At 65.1% G+C, this 20,248-nt stretch carries 15 protein-coding genes; 12 read left to right on the top strand and 3 right to left on the bottom strand.

What is annotated here, in order from left to right; genetic code table 11:
• Nucleotides 1-131 precede the first annotated feature (131 nt).
• Nucleotides 132-1,799, top strand: coding sequence for a DUF885 domain-containing protein (locus JOF47_RS02395; RefSeq protein ID WP_209995727.1), 1,668 nt, complete (start codon nt 132-134; stop codon nt 1,797-1,799).
• Nucleotides 1,800-2,427: 628 nt separating this feature from the next.
• On the opposite strand, the gene JOF47_RS21740 is transcribed toward JOF47_RS02395, so the two are convergent.
• Nucleotides 2,428-5,085 (bottom strand): helix-turn-helix transcriptional regulator, encoded by a 2,658-nt coding sequence (locus JOF47_RS21740; RefSeq protein WP_245356222.1) that lies wholly within the window; start codon nt 5,083-5,085, stop codon nt 2,428-2,430.
• A gap of 232 nt (nt 5,086-5,317) precedes the next feature.
• On the opposite strand from JOF47_RS21740, the gene JOF47_RS02385 reads away from it, so the two are divergent.
• From JOF47_RS02385 to JOF47_RS02370, 4 genes are all read left to right on the top strand, one after another.
• Nucleotides 5,318-6,730: a dicarboxylate/amino acid:cation symporter gene (locus tag JOF47_RS02385; protein WP_209995726.1), complete on the top strand. Its 1,413-nt coding sequence runs from the start codon at nt 5,318-5,320 to the stop codon at nt 6,728-6,730.
• 206 nt (nt 6,731-6,936) lie between these two features.
• Nucleotides 6,937-7,587, top strand: coding sequence for a TetR/AcrR family transcriptional regulator (locus tag JOF47_RS02380; protein ID WP_209995725.1), 651 nt, complete (start codon nt 6,937-6,939; stop codon nt 7,585-7,587).
• Between the two features lie 4 nt (nt 7,588-7,591).
• A complete protein-coding gene (locus tag JOF47_RS02375) occupies nt 7,592-11,089 on the top strand; it encodes an MMPL family transporter (protein WP_209995723.1) in 3,498 nt (1,165 codons plus the stop codon).
• A 74-nt stretch (nt 11,090-11,163) separates the two neighbouring features.
• Nucleotides 11,164-11,847 carry a Maf family protein gene (locus tag JOF47_RS02370; protein ID WP_210001326.1) on the top strand — a complete coding sequence of 228 codons (684 nt, stop codon included), beginning with the start codon at nt 11,164-11,166 and terminating at the stop codon, nt 11,845-11,847.
• Between the two features lie 122 nt (nt 11,848-11,969).
• Here the strand turns inward: JOF47_RS02370 and JOF47_RS02365 are convergent, their stop codons facing one another.
• On the bottom strand, nt 11,970-13,349 hold the full coding sequence (locus JOF47_RS02365; RefSeq protein ID WP_245356221.1) for an APC family permease: 1,380 nt from the start codon (nt 13,347-13,349) through the stop codon (nt 11,970-11,972).
• Nucleotides 13,350-13,640: 291 nt separating this feature from the next.
• Between JOF47_RS02365 and JOF47_RS02360 the strand changes: the two genes are divergently transcribed.
• The 7 genes from JOF47_RS02360 to JOF47_RS02335 all read left to right on the top strand — a co-directional run bounded on the left by JOF47_RS02360 (nt 13,641) and on the right by JOF47_RS02335 (nt 18,671).
• Complete coding sequence (locus JOF47_RS02360) at nt 13,641-13,847, top strand: hypothetical protein (RefSeq protein ID WP_209995722.1); 207 nt, start codon at nt 13,641-13,643, stop codon at nt 13,845-13,847.
• Nucleotides 13,844-14,287, top strand: coding sequence for a hypothetical protein (locus JOF47_RS02355; RefSeq protein ID WP_209995720.1), 444 nt, complete (start codon nt 13,844-13,846; stop codon nt 14,285-14,287). Before JOF47_RS02360 ends, JOF47_RS02355 begins: the two co-directional genes overlap by 4 nt.
• Nucleotides 14,284-14,592 carry a winged helix-turn-helix domain-containing protein gene (locus JOF47_RS02350; RefSeq protein ID WP_209995718.1) on the top strand — a complete coding sequence of 103 codons (309 nt, stop codon included), beginning with the start codon at nt 14,284-14,286 and terminating at the stop codon, nt 14,590-14,592. The genes JOF47_RS02355 and JOF47_RS02350 overlap by 4 nt, the downstream gene beginning before the upstream one ends.
• Nucleotides 14,593-14,772: 180 nt before the next feature.
• Nucleotides 14,773-16,539, top strand: a complete 1,767-nt coding sequence (locus JOF47_RS02345; protein WP_209995715.1) for an acetyl/propionyl/methylcrotonyl-CoA carboxylase subunit alpha — start codon at nt 14,773-14,775, stop codon at nt 16,537-16,539.
• Nucleotides 16,540-16,657: 118 nt separating this feature from the next.
• The gene (locus JOF47_RS21735; protein ID WP_245356220.1) at nt 16,658-17,149 is read left to right on the top strand and encodes a helix-turn-helix domain-containing protein; all 492 of its coding nucleotides are present in this window, start codon (nt 16,658-16,660) and stop codon (nt 17,147-17,149) included.
• Between the two features lie 11 nt (nt 17,150-17,160).
• Nucleotides 17,161-18,000: an IS3 family transposase gene (locus tag JOF47_RS02340; RefSeq protein WP_342592686.1), complete on the top strand. Its 840-nt coding sequence runs from the start codon at nt 17,161-17,163 to the stop codon at nt 17,998-18,000.
• A gap of 134 nt (nt 18,001-18,134) precedes the next feature.
• Entirely contained in the window at nt 18,135-18,671 is a 537-nt protein-coding gene (locus JOF47_RS02335; protein ID WP_209995713.1) for a DinB family protein, read from the top strand.
• Nucleotides 18,672-18,784: 113 nt separating this feature from the next.
• Here JOF47_RS02335 and JOF47_RS02330 read toward each other — a convergent pair whose 3' ends face one another.
• The gene (locus JOF47_RS02330) at nt 18,785-20,182 is read right to left on the bottom strand and encodes an MFS transporter (protein WP_209995711.1); all 1,398 of its coding nucleotides are present in this window, start codon (nt 20,180-20,182) and stop codon (nt 18,785-18,787) included.
• Nucleotides 20,183-20,248 lie beyond the last annotated feature (66 nt).

Raw genomic sequence — 20,248 nt, 5'->3', positions numbered from 1 at the left:
GGACGAATGGAATCGCATTTCACGATTTCCTTCGGCCCGCCGCCGCTGTTTTCCCCGGCAGATCACTGCCACCGGAAAATTCTCCGGAAATAATCTTCAATAACAGCTTCAGAAGCACTTAGGCTGGTGGCATGACGAACACCACAGCCACGCGCACATCCAGCGCCATCGACACCGTAGCCACCGACTACTTCAAGAAGCTCCTCGAGCTCTCCCCGGAATTCGCCACGTCGCTGGGTCTGCCGGGCAGCGAAGCCGCATACTCCGACTACTCCCCCGCCGGAACCGCCGCCCAGGTCCAGGCCGCACGCGCGGCCCTGGACGCGCTCGAATCGCTGAACCCGGCGGACACCGTCGATGAGATCACCCTCGATGCCATGCACGAGCGTCTTGGCCTGGAAATCGAGATCGCCAACACCCGCCGCACCGAGCTGAACAACATCGCTTCCCCCGCCCAAGACATCCGCTCCATCTTCGACTTGATGCCGCAGGAAAGCGCCAAGGACTTCGCGTTCATCGCCGAACGCATGCACAACCTGCCGGCGGCCATGGAGGGCTACATCGCCTCGCTGCGCGATTCGGCCGCCCGCGGGCTTGTTTCCGCGGTACGCCAGGTCAAGATCGTCACCACCCAGGCCCTCGACTACGCGAAGCCCGGCGGCTTCTTCGACACGCTGGCCGCGGCCGGCAGCAAAATCGCCCCGGAGCTCGGCGAGCGTCTGGCTTCGGGAGCGCAGCGGGCCAACGCCGCCTACCTCAACCTGGCAGACGTGCTGGAAAACGAGCTGCTGCCGCTGGCACCCGAAAAGGACGCGGTCGGCCGGGAGTACTACTCGCTGATGTCCCGCCGCTTCCTGGGCGCCGCGGTGGACCTGGAGGAAACCTACGCATGGGGCGTGCAGGAACTGGCCAACATCATCGCCGAGCAGGAACGCGTGGCCAAGTTGGTCTCCCCCGGGGCATCCGTCGAGGAGGCAAAGGCGATCCTCAACGGGGATCCGGCGCGCCAGCTCAACGGAACCGATGCGTTGCAGGCCTGGATGCAGGAGAAGTCGGATGCCGCCATCCAGGCCCTTGCCGGCACGCACTTTGACATCCCCGCACCGATGGACCAGATCCAGTGCATGATCGCCCCCACCCAGGAAGGCGGCATCTACTACACCGGCCCGTCCGAGGACTTCTCGCGCCCCGGCCGCATGTGGTGGTCGGTCCCCGTCGGCGAGGACAAGTTCACGACGTGGGCCGAGCTGACCACCGTCTACCACGAGGGCGTGCCGGGCCACCACCTGCAGGTCGCCACCGCGGTGCTGGCCCGCGAGACGCTCAACGACTGGCGCCGCCACGCCTGCTGGGTCTCCGGACACGGCGAAGGCTGGGCCCTGTACGCCGAACGCCTCATGTTCGATCTCGGCTTCCTCTCAGACCCGGGAGACTACATGGGCATGCTCGACGCCCAGCGCATGCGTGCGGCCCGCGTCGTCTTCGACATCGGCGTGCACCTGGAGCTGGAGATCCCCGAGGCCTGGGGCAACGGCACCTGGGATTCGGAAAACGGCTTTGCATTCCTGGAAAAGAACCTGGACATCTCGGCGGGCCAGCTTCAGTTCGAGTTCACCCGCTACCTTGGCTGGCCGGGACAGGCGCCCGCCTACAAGGTTGGCCAGCGCCTGTGGGAGCAGATCCGCGACGAGCGTTCCGCACGCGCGAGTGGCGACTTCGACCTGAAGGAGTTCCACTCCCAGGCGCTGAACGTCGGCTCGGTGGGCCTGGACACATTGCGCCGCGCGCTGTTGGGCTAAGCTGCCTCCCCCACGGATTGGGCTCGTTTTCTCCCTTCGATCGAGAAGGAGGAAAGCGGGCCTTTCCCGTGTCCGGCCCGGCCCGGTGAGACCTCGACGGCTGACCCACACGGGAGTCGCACACAGTAGAGACCACCGCGCGGCGCTGCCGAAATGTGCATATGACACAACAAAAAACGCCACCGAGAAACTGGAACTCGAGTCTCGCGGCGGATTCACTCCCCAACAGCCACCGGCGTGACTCGCACCACCTTTTCTCAATTTGTAGGACATTTGGGGTGGCAAATGTGGAGAATTCTCAGTGAAAACCTGTCAGTGATTCGAAATGAGTGCATTTGAGGGTGAACGGCAGGGTGAATAGTCCCCCAAGCGCTTATGGGGCAACGGATCTCTTGAGATAGTTGTTTCTATCACTGCGAAATATCCTGAAGTGACCACGGCTCGGAAATCCGAGAAACTCCACTTCAGGTAGTAAAGCGAAAGCCGTTTGGGGAAACGATCGCGGAGATGCGCTAGTGCAAGCTTGGGGGCTGCACCGGTATTTGGGGAAAGATTCCGGGTTGGAACATGGTGGAATCGACTCCCCGCATAGGACTCAGTGTCCAGGACAAGCCACAATTAGTTGGCACTAGTCCCCGTCATGTGGAACCTGAGAAACGAGAAGTCCTTGAACCCGCGCTGCATCAATGGCGGCCGCGCGTTCCGAGACACCGAGTTTGCGATACACGCTCCGCAACTGGCTCTTGACGGTATTGACCGAAACAAACTGGCGCTCCGCGATTTCGGCGACGCTTGCCGTGGAGACCAGCTCGCCCAGCACCGCCCGTTCCCGCTCACTCAGGACCACACGGCCCAGCCCGCCGGGGATGTTCGAGATTGCGTTGTCATCGACGACAAGGCGCACTTTCATGCTTCGTGCATGGCTGAGCACCCGTTCAAGATCCGGTGCCGGCAACAGATTCAACGCGATCCCCAGCCCAAACTCGTCACTCAATGCAGCGACAAGACGCATGGCTCCGCCGATGGCTGGACGGTTGTTTTGCTGCAGCGTTGCCGCCAAGACCAAGACCGCCTGCTCAAAGCGCGGACGCGGCGAGACCGGAACGCCAACGGTCGCACACAGTCGCAACACCTCGGCCGCATCCCCTTCAGCCAAACGGACGCGCGCCTGCAGCAACCGCTTCGCCACCGGATTGGTGGATTTCAATGTCACCCGATGCGCCCCACTGGCGTCGCCGGTCGCCAGGTTCAAGAGGCTGGAAGCATCAATGAGCATCTGCCGTCCAACTTTCTGGGCGACAGGCTGTTCACGTTCTCGAACCAAGTAGTTCTGCATCCGAACGAGGGAGGCAGTCGTTTCACCGTTGACGATCGCGAGCACTGATTCCGCCAATCGGATTGCCGGCCAGAATTCGTTGCCCTCCTGATCGATTTGTAGAAGTTCCAGCCATCGTTCGGCCTCGTCAAAACGCTGCTCTTCCAGGGCACAGAGGAACGAGGTGAGCCTAAAGGGCGCTGCAAAGTAGGCGCTGGTCGCCGGGTTGGACCAGTGCTCCGGGCGCGATTCCAGCAGCTGTGCCTTGGCCATGTGGATGTCACCCCTCAGCGCATGCAGATAGGCGCGCAACGTGCCGGCGTACATGTCGCTTTCGCTGCGATCGTGCCGGTGGTCCGCGGCTACCCCGAGTTCCACGACTTCCAAAGCCTCCTGGTGCAGCAGACTGCTGTGGAATGCCAGCACAAATTGAACCAAAATCGCTCCCTCGAAGGGCCCGATGTCGTCCCGCTCGCTCGGTGCCATTTCCCGATACAGCGCGACTCCCGCCCGGGCCGCGCGAGCTGCCCGTTCACCGAATCCGCTCAGCCGCATGGCCACCGATTCGATCATGACCATGACCAGCCTGTCCGCAGCGGGTCCCTTCCTGGCGACGGTGTGGGCACCGGTCGCGGCCAAGGCCAACAGCTCAAGTGTCTTGAACTTGAACTTTCCCGTCGCGCTGTAGGCAACGGCCAAGCAAACCGAGAGCATCGGGTACTTGGCCAATACCGTCATGGGCAGCTTGTCGAGCAGCAAGGATCCGCGACGGCCCAGATCCCCTTCAAAGAATTCATCGGCGTGCAGGCGGAGGATATCCGAAGCCAGCTTGTAGTCGGCGGCTTCCAGTGCATGGCGCAGAGCCCGGAAGGACGATCCGTTGGCCATTTCGAGTCGTGCACAGCGTTCGTGCAGTTCCCGGAACCGCTCGGGTGCCGGAGCAAGGTACTTGTCTTGCAGAACCCGGCGGAAAACGGGATTGATTCGATGTTCCCGCTCGGGGTCTCGCGATGAACGATAGACAATTCCCCGCGATTCCAGGTCCTTCAGCCAATGTGGTTGCGCGGCAGGGAAAATCTGGGGTGCGATGGTTTCGTCCACGAATGACGGCACCGATAATGCAGCAAAGAACTCCAGCTGCTCCGGTTCCAGGTTCTCGTTTTCGATCAACAACAACACGTCGCGGCGGACCGCGGCCTGGACGGCGTCCACAATGGCACGTGCCTCCGGATCGAACCTGCCGCGATCGGAACCCAACGACGGTTCAAGACTGCTGCGCCGGGCCGGCGGGAATGTGCCACCGAACGACCGGGGCATGTCGATGGTCTCTGCCCGAAGTTTTGCCAGCCGAAGCAGCGCGGCGGAGCCGCAGGATTCCTCCGTCAATTCCACAGCGAAGTCGGCCAACAACGTCCCTGCGAGGTATAGCTTGGTTTCCTCGGCGGTGAATGCGAATTCGTGCGGGGGAATCACCGAGACGTCTATGGGCGCCAAGGTCCTGCGGCGTTCGATCACCAGGAACTCGTGCGTGATGATGATCAGGCGCCGACCCGGATGCTGCTCGGCGTTTTCCTCCAGCATTGCCGACAGCTCTGCATCGTGCTGCGCGGCAAACGCATCAAGCACCAACAAATGGGAGCCTGGATTGGCGGCCTGTTCGAATTGCCGGCGGATATGCGCGAGACGTAGTCCGGCCACGCTGTCATCTTCGAGAGGTTTCGATGCGGCAAGGCCTGTTTCCCCGCCAAAGGCATCGAGGGCAAGCTGTTCATCTAGCTTGGGAAGGTTGATCCAGCTCCAGCTCTCCGCATTCGGGTCCTGGCGCATCAACCAGTCGCGAACCGCAGTGCTCTTGCCCGCGCCCCGAGGCCCCCGGGCGATCACGATCGATGACCCCACCGCTCGTTCGAGCAGGATATCGAGTCGACTGCGCGTGACCGTGCTGTCTATGCGGCCCCAACCCATATACATCCCACCCCGCCCTTGAATACGTCGGACGAGCCGCGCTTCCCCCAAACCACTTGATCACAAGGCAAAATAAGTGGTTCACCAACCAAGCGGTTGGAAAATACAGCTTAACACTGCGACTTGCGCCTGTGTAACAAATCACAGAAACAACGCAACGTTCGGGAATAGTTTCCCGATTCGTAACATTTCTCAATGCTGGCTTTCTTTGGTAACTTGCTCCACCTACCTTCTAAAGGTGACTACATCAACTTCCACGCCGAAGCGCCGTTTGCCCTCCTGGGCCACCGCGTTCGGCCCGCAAATCATCATCGCCCTGGTGTTGGGCCTTGGCCTCGGACTGCTGGCCAAGTACACCGGCCACACCGAGGAGACCCCGACCGGCTTGGGCGTGACGCTCGCAACCATCGGCTCCAGCTACGTATCGCTGCTGAAGACTGCGGTTATCCCGCTGGTCTTCTTCGCCGTCGTCGCCTCGATCGCCAACCTCTCCAAGGTCACGAATGCCGCCCGCCTGGCGTGGCAGACCATCCTGTGGTTCGGCATCACCTCACTGGTGTCGGTCATCATCGGCATCGTGCTGGGCCTGGTCATGCGACCGGGTGCCGGCACCGGCCAAGGCGCACCGCCCGAATACACCGGACGCACCGGTGACTGGTGGTCGTTCCTGATCGGCCTGATACCTTCCAACTTCCTGGGCCTGGGTGCCACCTCGAAGATTTCCGAAGCGGGCGCGGTCAGCACCGCACTGAACTTCAACGTTCTCCAGGTGCTGGTCATCGCGATCGCCGTGGGCGTCGCAGCCCTCAAGGTCGGCGATGCGGCCCGCCCGTTCCTCGAATTCTCCACCGCAACCCTCGCGGTCATCCAGAAGATCCTCTGGTGGATCATCCGGCTCGCGCCGCTGGGCACCATCGGCCTGATCGGCAACGCCGTTGCCACCTACGGCTGGGACACCATCGGCGCCCTGGGCAAGTTCTCCGTGGCCATCTACATCGGTCTGGCCATGGTGCTCTTCGCGTTCTACCCGGCATTGGTCCGCGCACACGGCCTGAGCGTCAAGCAGTACTTCTCCGGCGTCTGGCCGGCCGTGCAGCTGGCCTTCGTCTCGCGCTCCTCGATCGGCACCCTGCCGCTGACCCAGCGCGTGACCGAACGCAACCTCGGCGTGCCCTCCGGCTACGCATCCTTCGCCGTCCCGCTGGGCGCGACCACCAAGATGGACGGTTGCGCGGCGATCTACCCGGCGATCTCCGCAATCTTCGTCGCCCAGTTCTTCGGCATCGATCTGGGCCTGACCGACTACCTGCTGATCGCACTGGTTTCGGTGCTGGGCTCGGCCGCAACCGCCGGCACCACCGGCGCCGTGGTCATGCTGACCCTGACGCTGTCCACCATCGGTCTGCCGCTGGCAGGCGTCGGCCTGATCCTCGCCGTCGACCCGATCCTGGACATGGGCCGCACCGCGGTGAACGTCGCCGGCCAGGCACTGGTTCCGACCATCGTCGCCAAGCGCGAGGGAATCCTGGACGAGGAGATGTACAACGCGCCGCGCCACGGCGATCCGTTCAACGACGAGTTCGCCGCCGATTCCAAGGTCGAGTCGGAATCCGGGCATGACATCTCGCCCGAAAAGGTTCCCGTCGGCTAACAAACCCCTGGATGTAGTCGCTTCACCGCGGGCCGCATTCGAACGCTTCGCTCCCCCTCGGGGAACGTACGGCGTTCGGGTGCGGCCTTTCCTTTTGTCCCCTCCACCGGCTCCCCGTCGGCCGCGTGCCGGCTCCCGGAAAAGTGGCCCTGCCAATCGGCCCCCACAAATTGCACAGCATGCAAGTTTGCACGTAGTGTAGAAAGGTGAGCTCCCCAGAGACTTCCACGCCCTCGAGGCGTGAGCAAAACAAGACAGCCACCCGAGATGCGATCGTCCACGCAGCATTCGAACGGTTGAACGCCGGCGGGTTTGCTTCGCTGACCGCCGAATCGGTCGCGGAGGCCGCGGGGGTTTCCCGCCGCACCCTCTTCAACTACTTCCCCTCCATCGAGGCCGCGCTCAACGAGCCGACCAAACAGCTGCTGGACCGGGCCGTCGCGGCGCTCGACGGCATGGACGAGGACGTGGAACTGCTCGACGCCGCGGTGGAGTCCATCGAATCCCTGGTGGAACCGGCGTATCTGGAACCCGTTGCAACGCTCTACCTGCATGCCGCGGCGCACCCGCAGATGGCTCGCATGCAGCTCGAGGCATGGAACACCTGCGCCGAGCAGCTCACCCAGATCATCACCGCCCGTGCCCCGCAGGGCACGGAGCTGGCCGCCATGGTCCTTGCGCACTCGATTGTCGGGGCCGGCAAGGCCGCCTTCGCCCAGTGGTCGCAAAACCTCACGGGACCGCTCGACGCGCAAAGCACGCAGTTGCTGCGCACCACCCTGGCCGAAGCCATCGCCCAATTGCGTGACGGCTTCCCCTCCCTGCAGCAACGCGCCGCCCAACCCCGAAAGGCCTAAGCACATGGCTTCCTTCCTCTACCGACTCGGCGCCCTGGCCTACCGCCGGCGCTGGGCCGTGCTCGGCATCTGGGCGGTCATCCTGCTGCTCATCGGCGTAGGCGCCGGGGCCTTCATGGGCAAGCTCTCCAACACGTTCTCCATTCCCGGGACCGAAACCCAGCGCACGCTGGACCGCCTCAAGGTCGAGATGCCGGAGCTAGCCGGCGGCACCGGGTCGATCGTCTTCCGTTCGAAGGACGGCAGCGAGTTGGACCAGGCGCAGCACCGCGCCATCACCGATTCCCTCGACGATTTGGCTTCCCAGTCCGAGGTCACCGAGGTCCGCCAGCCCTTCGAACTGCAAAAACAGCTCGACGACGCCCAGCCCCAGCTCGACGAGGGCCGGGCCAAGCTCGATGACGCGGCCCGGCAGCTGGCCGACGGAAAAAAGCAGCTGGCCGACGGCAAGGTGGCCCTGGAGGAGGGCCAGGACGAGCTGGACTCCGGGCGCATCAAACTCGGCGAGGCCAAGACCCAGCTGGCGGAGGGCCGCCGGCAGCTGGCCGCCGGGCAGGCCGAGATCGATGCCGCGCGCCCCGATCTGGCCAAGGGTGCCGCCGCACTGAAGGACGGGCAGGCCAAGTTCAACGCCGGGCAGAAGCAATGGGATTCCGGCAACCGCAAGTACAAGGCCGGAGCCGCAAAGATCGCCGAGGGACGCAAGTCCATCGCCGCGGGCCAGAAAACGCTCGATGCCAGTGCAAAGAAGCTCGCCGCGGGTCGTGCGGAGCACGATGCCGGGTTGGAGCACATCCTGGAGGGCAAGTCCCGTGCGGCCTTCGAGAAGGAGCTGGCCCAGGGCAAGGCGCAGGCGGAGGCCGGACTGGCCAGCGCCGAGGCCGGCATCGCCCAGCTCGCCACGCTCATCGAACAGGCCAAGGCCGGCATCACCCAGGCCCAGCAGGTGCTCGACGACGACGCCGCCACGCCCGAGGAAAAGGCGGCAGCCCAGCAGCAGCAGGACCTGCTCACCGGCCAGCTGACGGCCCTCGAAGCCGAAAAGGCAAAGGCCGAGAACGGCAAAACGGAGGCCAACGGCGCCCTGGACGGCGTGGCCGCCGCCACTACCGGCCTCAAGCAGCTCGACGCCGCCAAGAAGCAGCTGGATGCCGGTGACAAGGAACTTGCCGCGGGGCAGAAGACGCTCAATTCCAAGAAGAAGGAACTCGAAGCGGGTGCCGCCAAGCTGCCCGCCGCCAAGGCCAAGCTGGATGCCGGCGCCAAGGACCTTGCCGCCAACCGGACCAAGCTGAACGCGGCCGCGGAAAAGGTCTCCGCCGGGCAGGCGCAGCTGCGCTCCGGCCAGGCCGAGATCGACGCCAACGCCGCCAAGCTGGCGGCCGGGCAGAAGACCATCGATGAGAACCAGGCGAAACTCGTCGCCGGGCAGAAGACCCTCGACGAGGAGGCCGCGGCCATCCCGGAGGCCGAGGCCAAGCTAGAGCAGGGCGCCAAGGACCTCGCCACCGGCGAGGCCGAACTCGCCTTTGCCGCACGCCAGGCCGGCGCCTCCGAGGGCATGCGCTTCATCTCCCTCGACGGGTCCACCGCGGTGGCGCACGTGGGCTTCAAGGGGCAGACCGACTCGCTGACCACCGCCCAGCGTGCCGACATCAAGTCGATCGCCGCGGGCCCGGAGGCCGCCGGTGTCGAGGTGCTCTTCTCCAAGGAGATCCTGCAGGACCTCTCCTCGCTCTTCGGCGCCGCTGAGGTCATCGGCCTGGCCGTTGCCGCAACCGTGCTGCTGATCATGCTGGGCACCCTGGTTGCCGCCGGGCTTCCGCTGCTGATGGCCGTGCTCGGCGTCGGGGCGGGCGTCGGCGGAACCCTGGCGCTCTCCTCCGTGATCGAGATGGCATCGATCACCCCGGCCCTGGCGTTGATGCTGGGCCTGGCCGTGGGCATCGACTACTCGCTGTTCATCGTGCACCGGCACCGCCGGCAGCTGCTCGAGGGCGTGCCGGTGGGTGAATCGATCGCACGGGCCACGGGCACCAGCGGCAACGCCGTGGTGTTCGCCGGCCTCACCGTGGTCATCGCGCTCTCCGCACTCGCCGTGCCGGGCCTGCCGTTCCTGGGCATCCTGGGCTTCTCCGCCGCGTTCACCGTGGCCATGGCGGTGCTGATCGCCATCACGTTGACCCCGGCTCTGCTCGGCTTCATTGGCACCAGGCTGGTCTCCAAGCGCGCCTGGGCGCGCAGCGAGGCCGCGGGCCGGGTAGACGCCACACCGGGGAACGACGCCGGCAACCGTGGCTGGGGGGCGCTTGTCACCCGTCGCCCGTGGATCGCGACGATCGCCAGCATCGCCGTCCTGGCTGCGGTGGCGCTGCCGGCGCTGCAGCTGCGCACGGCCCTGCCGGACGGCAGCGCCGAACCCGTGGATTCGGCCGCCTACAAGGCGTACGAGCAGATGAGCGACGCCTTCGGCGCGGGCTACAACGGTCCGCTGCTGGTCCTCGCGGACCTGCCGGCCGGGCTGGACGAGCGCGGGGCCGCAACCGCCAACCTCGACGTCGCTGACCAGCTGCGCAGTATCCCCGGCGTCGTCGCCGCGATCCCCGTGCAGACCAACGAGGCCCAGACCCTCGGCGCCATCCAGATCATCCCGGTCGCCGGCCCCTCCAGCGCCGAAACCGAGGCGCTGGTGCACACGCTGCGCGACTCCGCCGGTGCCGTCAAGGAGGCCACTGGCGCCTCGATCGCGGTGACCGGGCAGGTCGCCGCGCAGGTCGATGTCTCGGAGAAGCTCGCCGAGGCGCTGCCGCTGTACATCGGCATCGTCGTGGGGCTCTCGCTGATCCTGCTGCTGCTGGTCTTCCGCTCGATCGTGGTGCCGCTGCTGGCCACCGCAGGCTTCCTGCTCTCGCTGGTCGCGGCGTTCGGCGCGACGGTCGCCGTCTACCAGTTCGGCTGGCTGGGCAACGTGTTCGACGTGAACGTGCCGGGCCCGATCATGAGCTTCCTGCCGATCCTGCTCACCGGCATCCTCTTCGGGCTGGCGATGGACTACCAGGTGTTCCTGGTGGCGGGCATGCGCGAGTCCTTCGCGCACGGGCAGCCGGCCCGCGCGGCCGTGCGCTCCGGCTTCGCCCACTCGGCACCGGTGGTCACCGCCGCGGCGCTGATCATGACCTCGGTCTTCGCCGGGTTCGTGTTCTCGCACCTGACGATGATCCGGGCGATCGGCTTCTCGCTGGCCATCGGCGTGCTCTTCGACGCGTTCATCGTCCGCATGACGCTGACCCCGGCAATCATGCACCTGCTGGGCCGGCACGCCTGGTACATCCCTCGCTGGCTTGACCGCATCCTGCCCGACGTCGACGTGGAGGGTTCGAAGATCGCCGCGCTGGTGGAGGCCGAGGGCGCGCAGTTGCCGGATGAGGCCGGCGGCGACGGCTACCCCCAGGATCCCCAGGATCCCCAGGGACCCGCGACCCGGGATACGGTGGATGCATGAGCGAGATGACGAGCAACACCACGGACCTGCCGGAAGAAGCGCCGGTGCAAGAAGTACCGATGGAAGACGTAACGATGGAAGAGGACCCGCGCGGGGAAATCGAGAACCCCGAGGAGCTCCCCCTGCTGGTGCTGGCCTCGGCCTCCCCCGGGCGCGCGAAGATCCTGAAGGATGCGGGAATCGACTTCGACGTACAGGTTTCCACCGTTGACGAGGACGCCGCGCTGGCCGCGGCCGCCGAGCGCTTCGGTACCCTGGGTCCGGCCGACACCGCCCTGCTGCTGGCCAAGGCCAAGGCCGAGGACGTGGCCGCGTTGGAGGAAACCGACGGGGCCGTGGTGCTCGGCTGCGACTCGGTCTTCGAGTTCGACGGCGTCGCCTACGGCAAGCCGTACACCGCGCAGGTCGCCACCGAACGCTGGGAGGCGATGAGCGGGAAGTCGGGCATCCTGCACACCGGCCACTGGCTCATCGACAACCGTTCGGAGGACGAAGAGGACGGCGGCAGCGGCGCGACCATCGGCGCCGTCTCCTCGACGGTCGTGAACTTCGAGAAAGTCACCGCGGAGGAAATCGCCGCCTACGTCGCCACCGGCGAGCCGTTGCCGTGCGCCGGCGCGTTCACCATCGACGGCCGCGGGGCCGCGTTCATCCGCGGCATCGAGGGCAACCCGCACACCGTCATCGGCCTGAACGTCTCCACGCTGCGCGAACTGCTGCACGAGGCGGGCCTGTCCATCACGGACGTCTGGGCCTAGCCGAAACGGGCCGAAACGGGCCGAAACCGAAGGCGGCGTGTGCCGCGACTTTCGTCGCGGCACACGCCGCCTTCGTAGTTAAGCAACCGGCAGGGCTCCGACCAGGTCTCATGGGCGCCGGGCTACCGGGAGCTGAACGCCGGCTGCTGGTCGTCCTCGTCGAGGACCTCGACCTCCGCATAGGGATCGAGTTCCGGCGGGCGGCGCTTGAACCCGCCGGTGACGTAGGCCAGCTGGATGGCGCCAAGCGCCAGCCAGGACATGCCGATCGCGAAGGTCAACCCGGAGAGCGAGGTCCACAGCCACAGCGTCAGGCAGAACCCGATCGCCGGAACCAGCCCGAAGCGCAGCAGGTCCGGTCCGCTGCGGCGCCGGCCGTCGACCACGTAGTGCTTGATCGTCGAGAGGTTGACCATCGAGAACGCGAAGAGCGCGCCGAAGCTGATCATCGAGGACAGCGTTTCCAGTTCCAGCCAGATGCCCAGCAGGCCGATCGCGCCGACCAGGACGATGCCGATCAGCGGGGTCCTGAACCGTTCGCTGAGCACCCCGAAGAGGGACCGCGGAAGCACGCCGTCGCGGCCCATGGAATAGAGGATGCGCGACACGCTGGCCTGCGAGGTCATCGCGGAGGCGAACGATCCCGCCACGTAGGCCGCCACAAAGAAGGCGCCCAGCATGATCCCGCCCACGTGCTGCATGACTTCAAGCGCCGCCGCGTCGACATCCGTGAAGTCCTGCCAGTTCGGAAAGGAAATGGAGGCGACGTAGGCGGTGGCCGTGAAGATCACGCCTCCACACAGGGTGACCAGCATGATGGCCCTGGGCACCTGGCGCTGCGGGTCCTTGGCCTCCTCGGAAAGGGTGGAGACTGCGTCGAAGCCCAGGAACGCGAGGCACAGGATCGCGGCCCCGCCGAAGATCTCGCTGCCCTTCATCCCGGGTTCCAGCAGCGGCGCCAGCAAGTTTGGCGCCTCGCCGGTCGAAACCGACCTCAGGGCTAGCACGAAGAAGACCAGCAGGAAGACCACCTGGATGGCGATGAGGATGAAGTTGGCCCGCAGCAGCAGGCGGATGCCGATCACGTTCAGCGTCGTGGAGAGCAGCAGGACCGCCACGATGAACACCCCGGCAGGGACCTGCGGGAAGCTTGCGTGCAGGTAGATGGAGATGACCATCGCATCGAGCATGGGCAGCAGCACGTAGTCCAGCATCAGCCCCCAGCCGGCCAGGAAGCCGACTTCGCCGCCGAAGGCGCTGCGCGAGTAGGCGTAGGCCGAACCCGCCTTGGGAATCGCGCGCGACATCTGGCCGTAGCTGTATGCGGTGAAGAGCATCGCGACCGTTGTCAGGACGTAGGCCGCCGGCAGGTGTCCGGAGGTCGCGCTCGTGACGATGCCGAAGGTGTCGAACACCGCCAACGGGACCATGTAGGCCAGGCCGAAAAGCACCAGGCCCGTCATTCCGAGTACGCGGCGAAGCTGTGGCGCGTCTTTTGCCAAGGCTGCACTCCTTTGGTGGGGGTCAAGGAGACCGGAAAATGTAACCCGCGTCACTCTTCCAGAGATGCCCGGGCTCGGCAAGGCTTTTCGTTGAGCTGATCGAAATTCACAGACGATATGGCTTGCCACTCCGAATATCTGCAACTTATTTCGCAAGCAACGGACGGTTTCACGGAAGCGCTCCGGATATCGCCCGACGCCGCGCCGCCACCCATGATGCGATTCGGAAAGTACTTGCCAAATGGAAAGTACTTTCTAGGCTGGTGATCATCACCCACTCCGGAGGCAAATATGAACAACAGCAAGCAGACCCAAACCGGTGCCCGCTACGCATGGATCGGCTTTGCGATGGGCATCGCCTGCATGGCCGGAATGTTCAACCGTGGCTTGGCCATCGGCCAGCCCGGCTTGGTGGTCATGAGCTCTTCCCTCGCGGCCGTCCTGGGCGCCACGTGGAGCACAACCCATGTCGCGCTGAAGATGCGGACAGCCAAATGAGCTCGGATCCCACGGGGCCTTCGGCGCAGGCCGCCCGCGAGATGCTGCAGGAGGCGGGCAGGCTCGGCGCGGCATCCCGGGCGGGCGCCAGCTGGCCGCACATCAACATGCTGCTGGGCCTCGGCGCCATCAGCTCCCTGAGCCTGCTGCCCTTCTGGCTGGTGGGGCAGTTCAACGAGTCCCTCATCGCGCTCCCGATGATCGCAATGCTGGTTTGGCTGGCAATCTTCATGGGCTTCATGCTTGCGAACGGGCGCTCAACCAAACTCGGCTTCACCCGCCGTTGGATGACCTTCATGGGAATCTGGGCCGGGCTCTGGATCCTGGGAACCATCGTCGGCCTGGTCTTCTTTCCGGGTTCACTGTGGTTCTTCATTGCCGTCTCGAGCGCCATCACCGCAAACTCGGTCATCGGCGCCTGGCGCGAGGTGCGCGCATGAACCAGTCGGAGCACCCCCGGCACCAGCTCTGCGACGAGCTGGCCCATCCGGTCCGCTTCTCGCTGGTTGCAGCCATCGCGGGAACCGAGGAGAGCGAATTCGCCGCGGTGCGAGAGCACCTTCAGGTTTCCGATTCGGTGCTCAGCCGCCAGGCATCTGCCCTGGAGGCGGCCGGAATCGTTGGGATCCGTAAGGGTTTTGTCGGAAAGCGTCCACGCACCTGGCTTTCCCTCACGGCCGAGGGCCGGGAAAAATGGGCCAAGCACTTGGCAGCGCTGAATGCCATCGCAGGCAACGGCATGTAGCCCGACCCCGAAGCGCGCCCCACCGGACCCCTGCAAACAGCAGTGCGCAGACTCGGCGCCATCTTGTAGGGTTCCTACAACAAAATCGCGACTTACGTCCGACACTGGGCGATTTGTGGGTGCATATCCCACAACGGCGGGTAGGCTCCACAAGAGCACATTTAAGGAGAAAACCCTGCCATGAGTCAGTTGACCAAGGTTCTCATCGCTAACCGCGGAGAAATCGCAGTACGCATCATTCGTGCAGCCCGCGACGAGGGCATCGGTTCGGTTGCCGTATACGCCGAACCCGATCGCGACGCACTGCATTCACGCCTGGCCGATGAAGCCTACTCGCTGGGTGGCTCCACCGCGGCAGAGTCCTACCTGAGCATCGAGAAGATCATCGAGGTGGCCAAGCGCTCCGGTGCCGACGCCGTGCATCCCGGCTACGGCTTCCTGGCCGAAAACGCCGTCTTCGCCCAGGCCGTCATCGACGCCGGGCTGACCTGGATCGGCCCGCCGCCCGCGGCCATCGACCAGCTGGGCGACAAGGTCCAGGCCCGCCACCTGGCCGAAAAGGTCGGCGCACCGCTGGTGCCCGGCACCAAGGACCCCGTGGAATCCACGGACGAGGTCCTGGCCTTTGCCGACGAGCACGGCCTGCCGCTGGCCATCAAGGCCGCCTACGGCGGCGGCGGACGCGGCATCAAGGTGGTGCGCAACCGCGAGGAGATCCCGGAGCTTTACGAATCCGCCGTGCGCGAGGCCATTGCCGCCTTCGGCCGCGGCGAGTGCTTCGTCGAACGATTCCTCGATGCCCCGCGCCACGTCGAAACCCAGTGCCTGGCCGACGCGCACGGCAACGTCGTGGTGGTTTCCACCCGCGACTGCTCGCTGCAGCGCCGCAACCAGAAGCTCGTTGAAGAGGCACCGGCCCCGTTCCTGACCGACGAGCAGAACGCACGCCTCTACGAGGCGTCCAAGGCGATCATGCTCGAGGCCGGCTACGTCGGCGCGGGCACCTGCGAATTCTTGGTGGGCCAGGACGGCGTGATTTCCTTCCTTGAGGTCAACACCCGCCTGCAGGTGGAGCACACGATCTCCGAGGAGGTCACCGGCATCGACCTGGTGCGCGAGCAGTTCCGTTTGGCCCGCGGCGAGGAACTCGGCTACACCGACCCGGAAATCCGCGGCCACTCCTTCGAGTTCCGCATCAACGGCGAGGACGCGGGACGCGGCTTCATGCCGGCCCCCGGCACCATCACCACCATGAAGCTGCCCTCCGGTCCCGGTGTCCGCCTGGACTCCGGAGTCGAGTCGGGGGAAACCGTCTCCGGCAACTTCGACTCGATGATCGCCAAGCTCATCGTCACCGGTTCCACCCGCCAGCAGGCGGCCCAGCGCGCCCGCCGCGCGCTGGAAGAATTCCAGATCGAGGGCATGCCGACCGTCCTTCCGTTCCACCGCGCGGTCATGGCCGACCCGGCTTTCACCCCGGCAGAAGGCCCGTTCACGGTCCACACCCGCTGGATCGAAACCGAGTTCGCCAACGAGATCCCCGCGTGGGATCCGGCCACCGCGGGAACCGCCGAGGAAGATTCGGCCCGCAACGCCATCACCGTCGAGGTGGGTGGCAAGCGCCTCGAGGTGGTGCTTCCGGCATCGCTGGGTTCGATCTCCGCCAGCAACGGCTCGAAGTCCAAGAAGAAGAAGCGCGAGGCCCGCGGCGGCGCCACCGCCGGCGCCTCGGGCGCTGACCTGGTCTCCCCCATGCAGGGCACCATCGTCAAGGTTGCCGTCATCGACGGGGACACCGTGGCCGAGGGCGACCTGATCATGGTCCTCGAGGCCATGAAGATGGAGCAGCCGTTGACCGCACACTGCGCCGGCGTCGTTTCCGGACTCAGCGCCGTGGCCGGGGACACCGTCTCCGCCGGCACCGTGTTGGCCTCGATCGGCGAATAGCAACAGCCTCCGCTCTTCCGTCTTCCGGAGGCAAAGGAATGGCAGGGTTTCCCGTGTTTGAACTGCTCCCCGGAAGTTGGACTGAATAATTCAGTTCCATACTTCCGGGGAGTTTTTCATGTATCCACATAGTTCATTGACCGCCGAGCAACGGCTGGCCGCCGTCGATCTCTTCGAGGAAGGATTCGGGCATGTCGCGGTATCCTCAAGACTTGGAGTCAGCGCCGGTGCCGTTGAGAAGCTCGGGGAACGTTTCAGGATTTGGGGTAGGGCAGCGTTGGAAGGCAAACCGACCAAGCAGGTGTATTCCTTCGAGTTCAAGCTCGAGCTCGTCCGCCGGTACCTCTCCGGCGAGGCGACCGCGATGGACCTTGCCCTCAAGCACCAGCTGAATTCCCCGGCCCAGGTCCGCAACTGGGCGAAAATATACCGGGAACAGGGCGAGGACGGACTGCGCCCCAAGCCCAAGGGCCGACCGAGGGCGGCATCCAGTCCCGAGCCGACCGAACTCACAGAGCTCGAGAAGCTGCGCCGCGAGAACCAGCGCCTGCAGGCCGAGAACGCCTACCTAAAAAAAGTGCGGGCCTTGAGGAACCACCCACCGCGCTGAATATCAGCGCGGTGATCGCCCTCAAGGCATCCCACCCCCTGCCCCTGCTCCTGGCCGCGGCAGGGCTGCCCCGTTCCACGTTCTTCCACCGCCAGGCAGCACTCAAGACCCATGACCGGCACGCGGAACTCCGCACCCGGATCCACGGGATCTTCACCGAGGCCAAGGGCCGCTACGGGCACCGGCGCATCCACGCCACCCTGGCCCGCGACGGACGGCAGGTGGCCCGCAAGACCGTGCTGAAACTGATGCGCCAGGAAAACCTGGCCTGCACGGTCCGCAGCCGCCGCCGCTACTCCTCCGACAAGGGCCAGGTCGGCAAGATCGCCGAGAACAAGCTCAAGCGCGAGTTCGACACCGCGGCGCCGAACCTGAAGTGGGTGACCGACGTGACCGAGTTCAAGGTCGCGGACCGCAAGGTCTACCTCTCGCCCGTCATGGACCTCTTTGACCGTTCGATCGTTTCCTACTCGGTTTCGGAGTCGCCGACCGTCGCCTTCACCAACCAATCACTCATCGGGGCCATCGAGACCCTGGCCGCCGGCGAGGCCCCGATGGTGCACTCGGACCAGGGATTCCAGTACCAGCACTCCAGCTGGCAGAAGCTCCTCAGCGACGCCGGGATGGCCCAGTCCATGTCGCGCAAGGGCAACTGCCTGGACAACGCGGTGATGGAGAACTTCTTCGGGCACCTGAAGGAAGAAATGTTCCACCACCACGAGCACGCCGGCATCGAGGCGTTCACCACCGACCTGAAGGACTACATCCGCTGGTACAACACCGAGCGCATCTCGTTAACGCTCGAGTGCCTGAGCCCGATGGAATATCGGGCCCAGGCACTCGCTGCGTAGACTCTTGCTTACCGAGTCCAACTTTCGGGGGCCAGTTCAGTTCGGGAAACCCTGCCATTCCTTTTTGCGTTGCTCCACAACAGCCGGTCAAACCCGTTGCACCGCCAGCGGGTCGTGTGCCTAAGCTGTAGCCCATGAGCACACCGATGTTTGCCTCGATCGAGCAGGACCCGCGCGTGAATCCTCCGGCCTGCGGCAGCGAGCGCGATACGCTCCTGGGGTTCCTGGCCTACCAGCGGCAAACACTCGAGGCCAAGTGTGCGGGCCTTGACCACATCGCGCTGTCTTCGCGCCCGGTGTCCCCCTCGACCATGTCGCTCCTGGGGCTGGTGCGGCACCTGACGGACCTCGAGCGGTTCTGGGTCAGGTCGCACCTGCTGGGGCAACCCGATCCGCCGCTGTATTGGCATGAGGATGGCCACGACACCGACTTCAAGCACCCGGCGGCCACCGAAGCCCTGGTGCAACGCTCATGGAAGTCCTGGCGCAGGGAAACTGCGTTCAGCGACGCCGCGCTGATCCAGCAGCCGCTCGAGAAGTGCGTGAGGGTTGCGCGCCACGGGGAGGTTTCGGTGCGCTGGATCATCACCCACCTCATCGAGGAATACTCCCGCCACAACGGGCACGCCGACTTGCTGCGCGAAAGCATAGACGGGGTTGTCGGCGAATAGCCCCCTGCTGGGCCTCGGTTAAAGCACCGCGGCGCCCGCAACCCCTTGTGGGGGTTGCGGGCGCCGCGACCTTGCCTCGGAAGCCGCTTGTCGGCGGCCTGGGCGTGTTCGAGCTACGAGACGTTGTTCTCGAAGTCGACGTTTGTGGTGTCCTTGGTCAGGAACAGCGCGACGAGCGTCAGCACCGCGCCCAGGGCCAGGTAGGCGCCGACCCAGACGGTGTTTCCGCCGCCGACCTGCCACAGGGCGATGGCAATGAACGACGCGGGAGCCGCACCGATGACCGAGGACATGTTGTAGGCGATCGCCGATCCCGTGTAGCGCACGTTCGAAGGGAACAGCTCGGGCAGGTAGGCGGCCATCGGGCCGAAGGTCAGGCCCATCAGGGTGAAGCCGATGATCAGGCCGGCCATGGCCGCGCCCTTGCCCGGGCCGAACATCAGGGTCCATGCAAGGGCGAACACCAGGATGCCCGCGGTCACCCAGATGAGGAACTTGCGGCGGCCGAACTTCTCGGCCAGCGGGCCCGAGACCACGGTGAAGATGCCGAAGAAGACGACGCCGATGATGAGCATGGTGAGGAACTCGGGACGGGCGATGCCCAGTCCCGGGGCGAATGCGGCCTCGGCGGCCGCGTCGAAGACCTTGCCCTTGGCCTCGGCTGCGGCGCGTGCGGCCTCGAGGGTGGCCGGGGCGGTGCCGTAGGTCAGCGTGAACGAGGTCATCAGGTAGAAGAGCACGTAGGTGGCAAGCATGATGAACGTGCCGGCAACCACCGGGCGCCAGTGGTACTTCATGGTGACCTTGAACGGCGACTTGGCGACCTTCTTCTGGTCGACGACCTTCTGGAAGGAGACGGATTCGACAAGCTTCAGGCGGACCCAGAGGCCCACGGCGACCATGACGGCCGAGAGCACGAACGGCACGCGCCAGCCCCAGGCCATGAACTGCTCGTCGGTCAGCGTGGTCTGCAGGACAACGAAAATGACGTTGGCGATGATGAAGCCGATCGGCGCGCCCAGCTGCGGGAAGGTGCCGTAGATGGCGCGCTTGTTGGCCGGCGCGTTTTCGGTGGCCAGCAACGCTGCCCCCGACCATTCGCCGCCCAGGGCCAGGCCCTGCGCGAAGCGCAAAAGCACCAGCATCAACGGTGCAAGCACCACGAAGTTGCCCTGCGCCGGAGGCAGGAAGCCGATCAGGAACGTGGCGATGCCCATCAGCAGCAGCGAGGCGACAAGGGTGCCCTTGCGGCCGATCCGGTCACCGAAGTGGCCAAAGAGAACCGATCCAACTGGTCGTGCCACGAAGGCGACACCGAAGATGGCAAACGACGAAAGGATCGCGTTCACGTTGGACGCGTTCGGGAAGAACAGCGTCGGGAAGACCAGCACCGACGCGGTGGCGTAGGCGTAGAAATCGAAGAACTCGATGGTGGTGCCGATGAGGCTGGCGAACAGCACGCGCCCGCGCGTGTTCTCCTTCGGTGCGTTGACCGCTGACTTGGTAGGCATGGCTTGTGACTCTCTTGGTGGAATAAAGCAGATTACAACTTTATGCCTTTTGTTCACCAGATGGAC

Source organism: Paeniglutamicibacter kerguelensis (assembly GCF_017876535.1).
GTDB classification, from domain to species: Bacteria; Actinomycetota; Actinomycetes; order Actinomycetales; family Micrococcaceae; genus Paeniglutamicibacter; species Paeniglutamicibacter kerguelensis.
The sequence above is the reverse complement of the archived record's forward strand: the minus strand, read 5'-3'. Positions and strand labels throughout refer to the sequence as shown.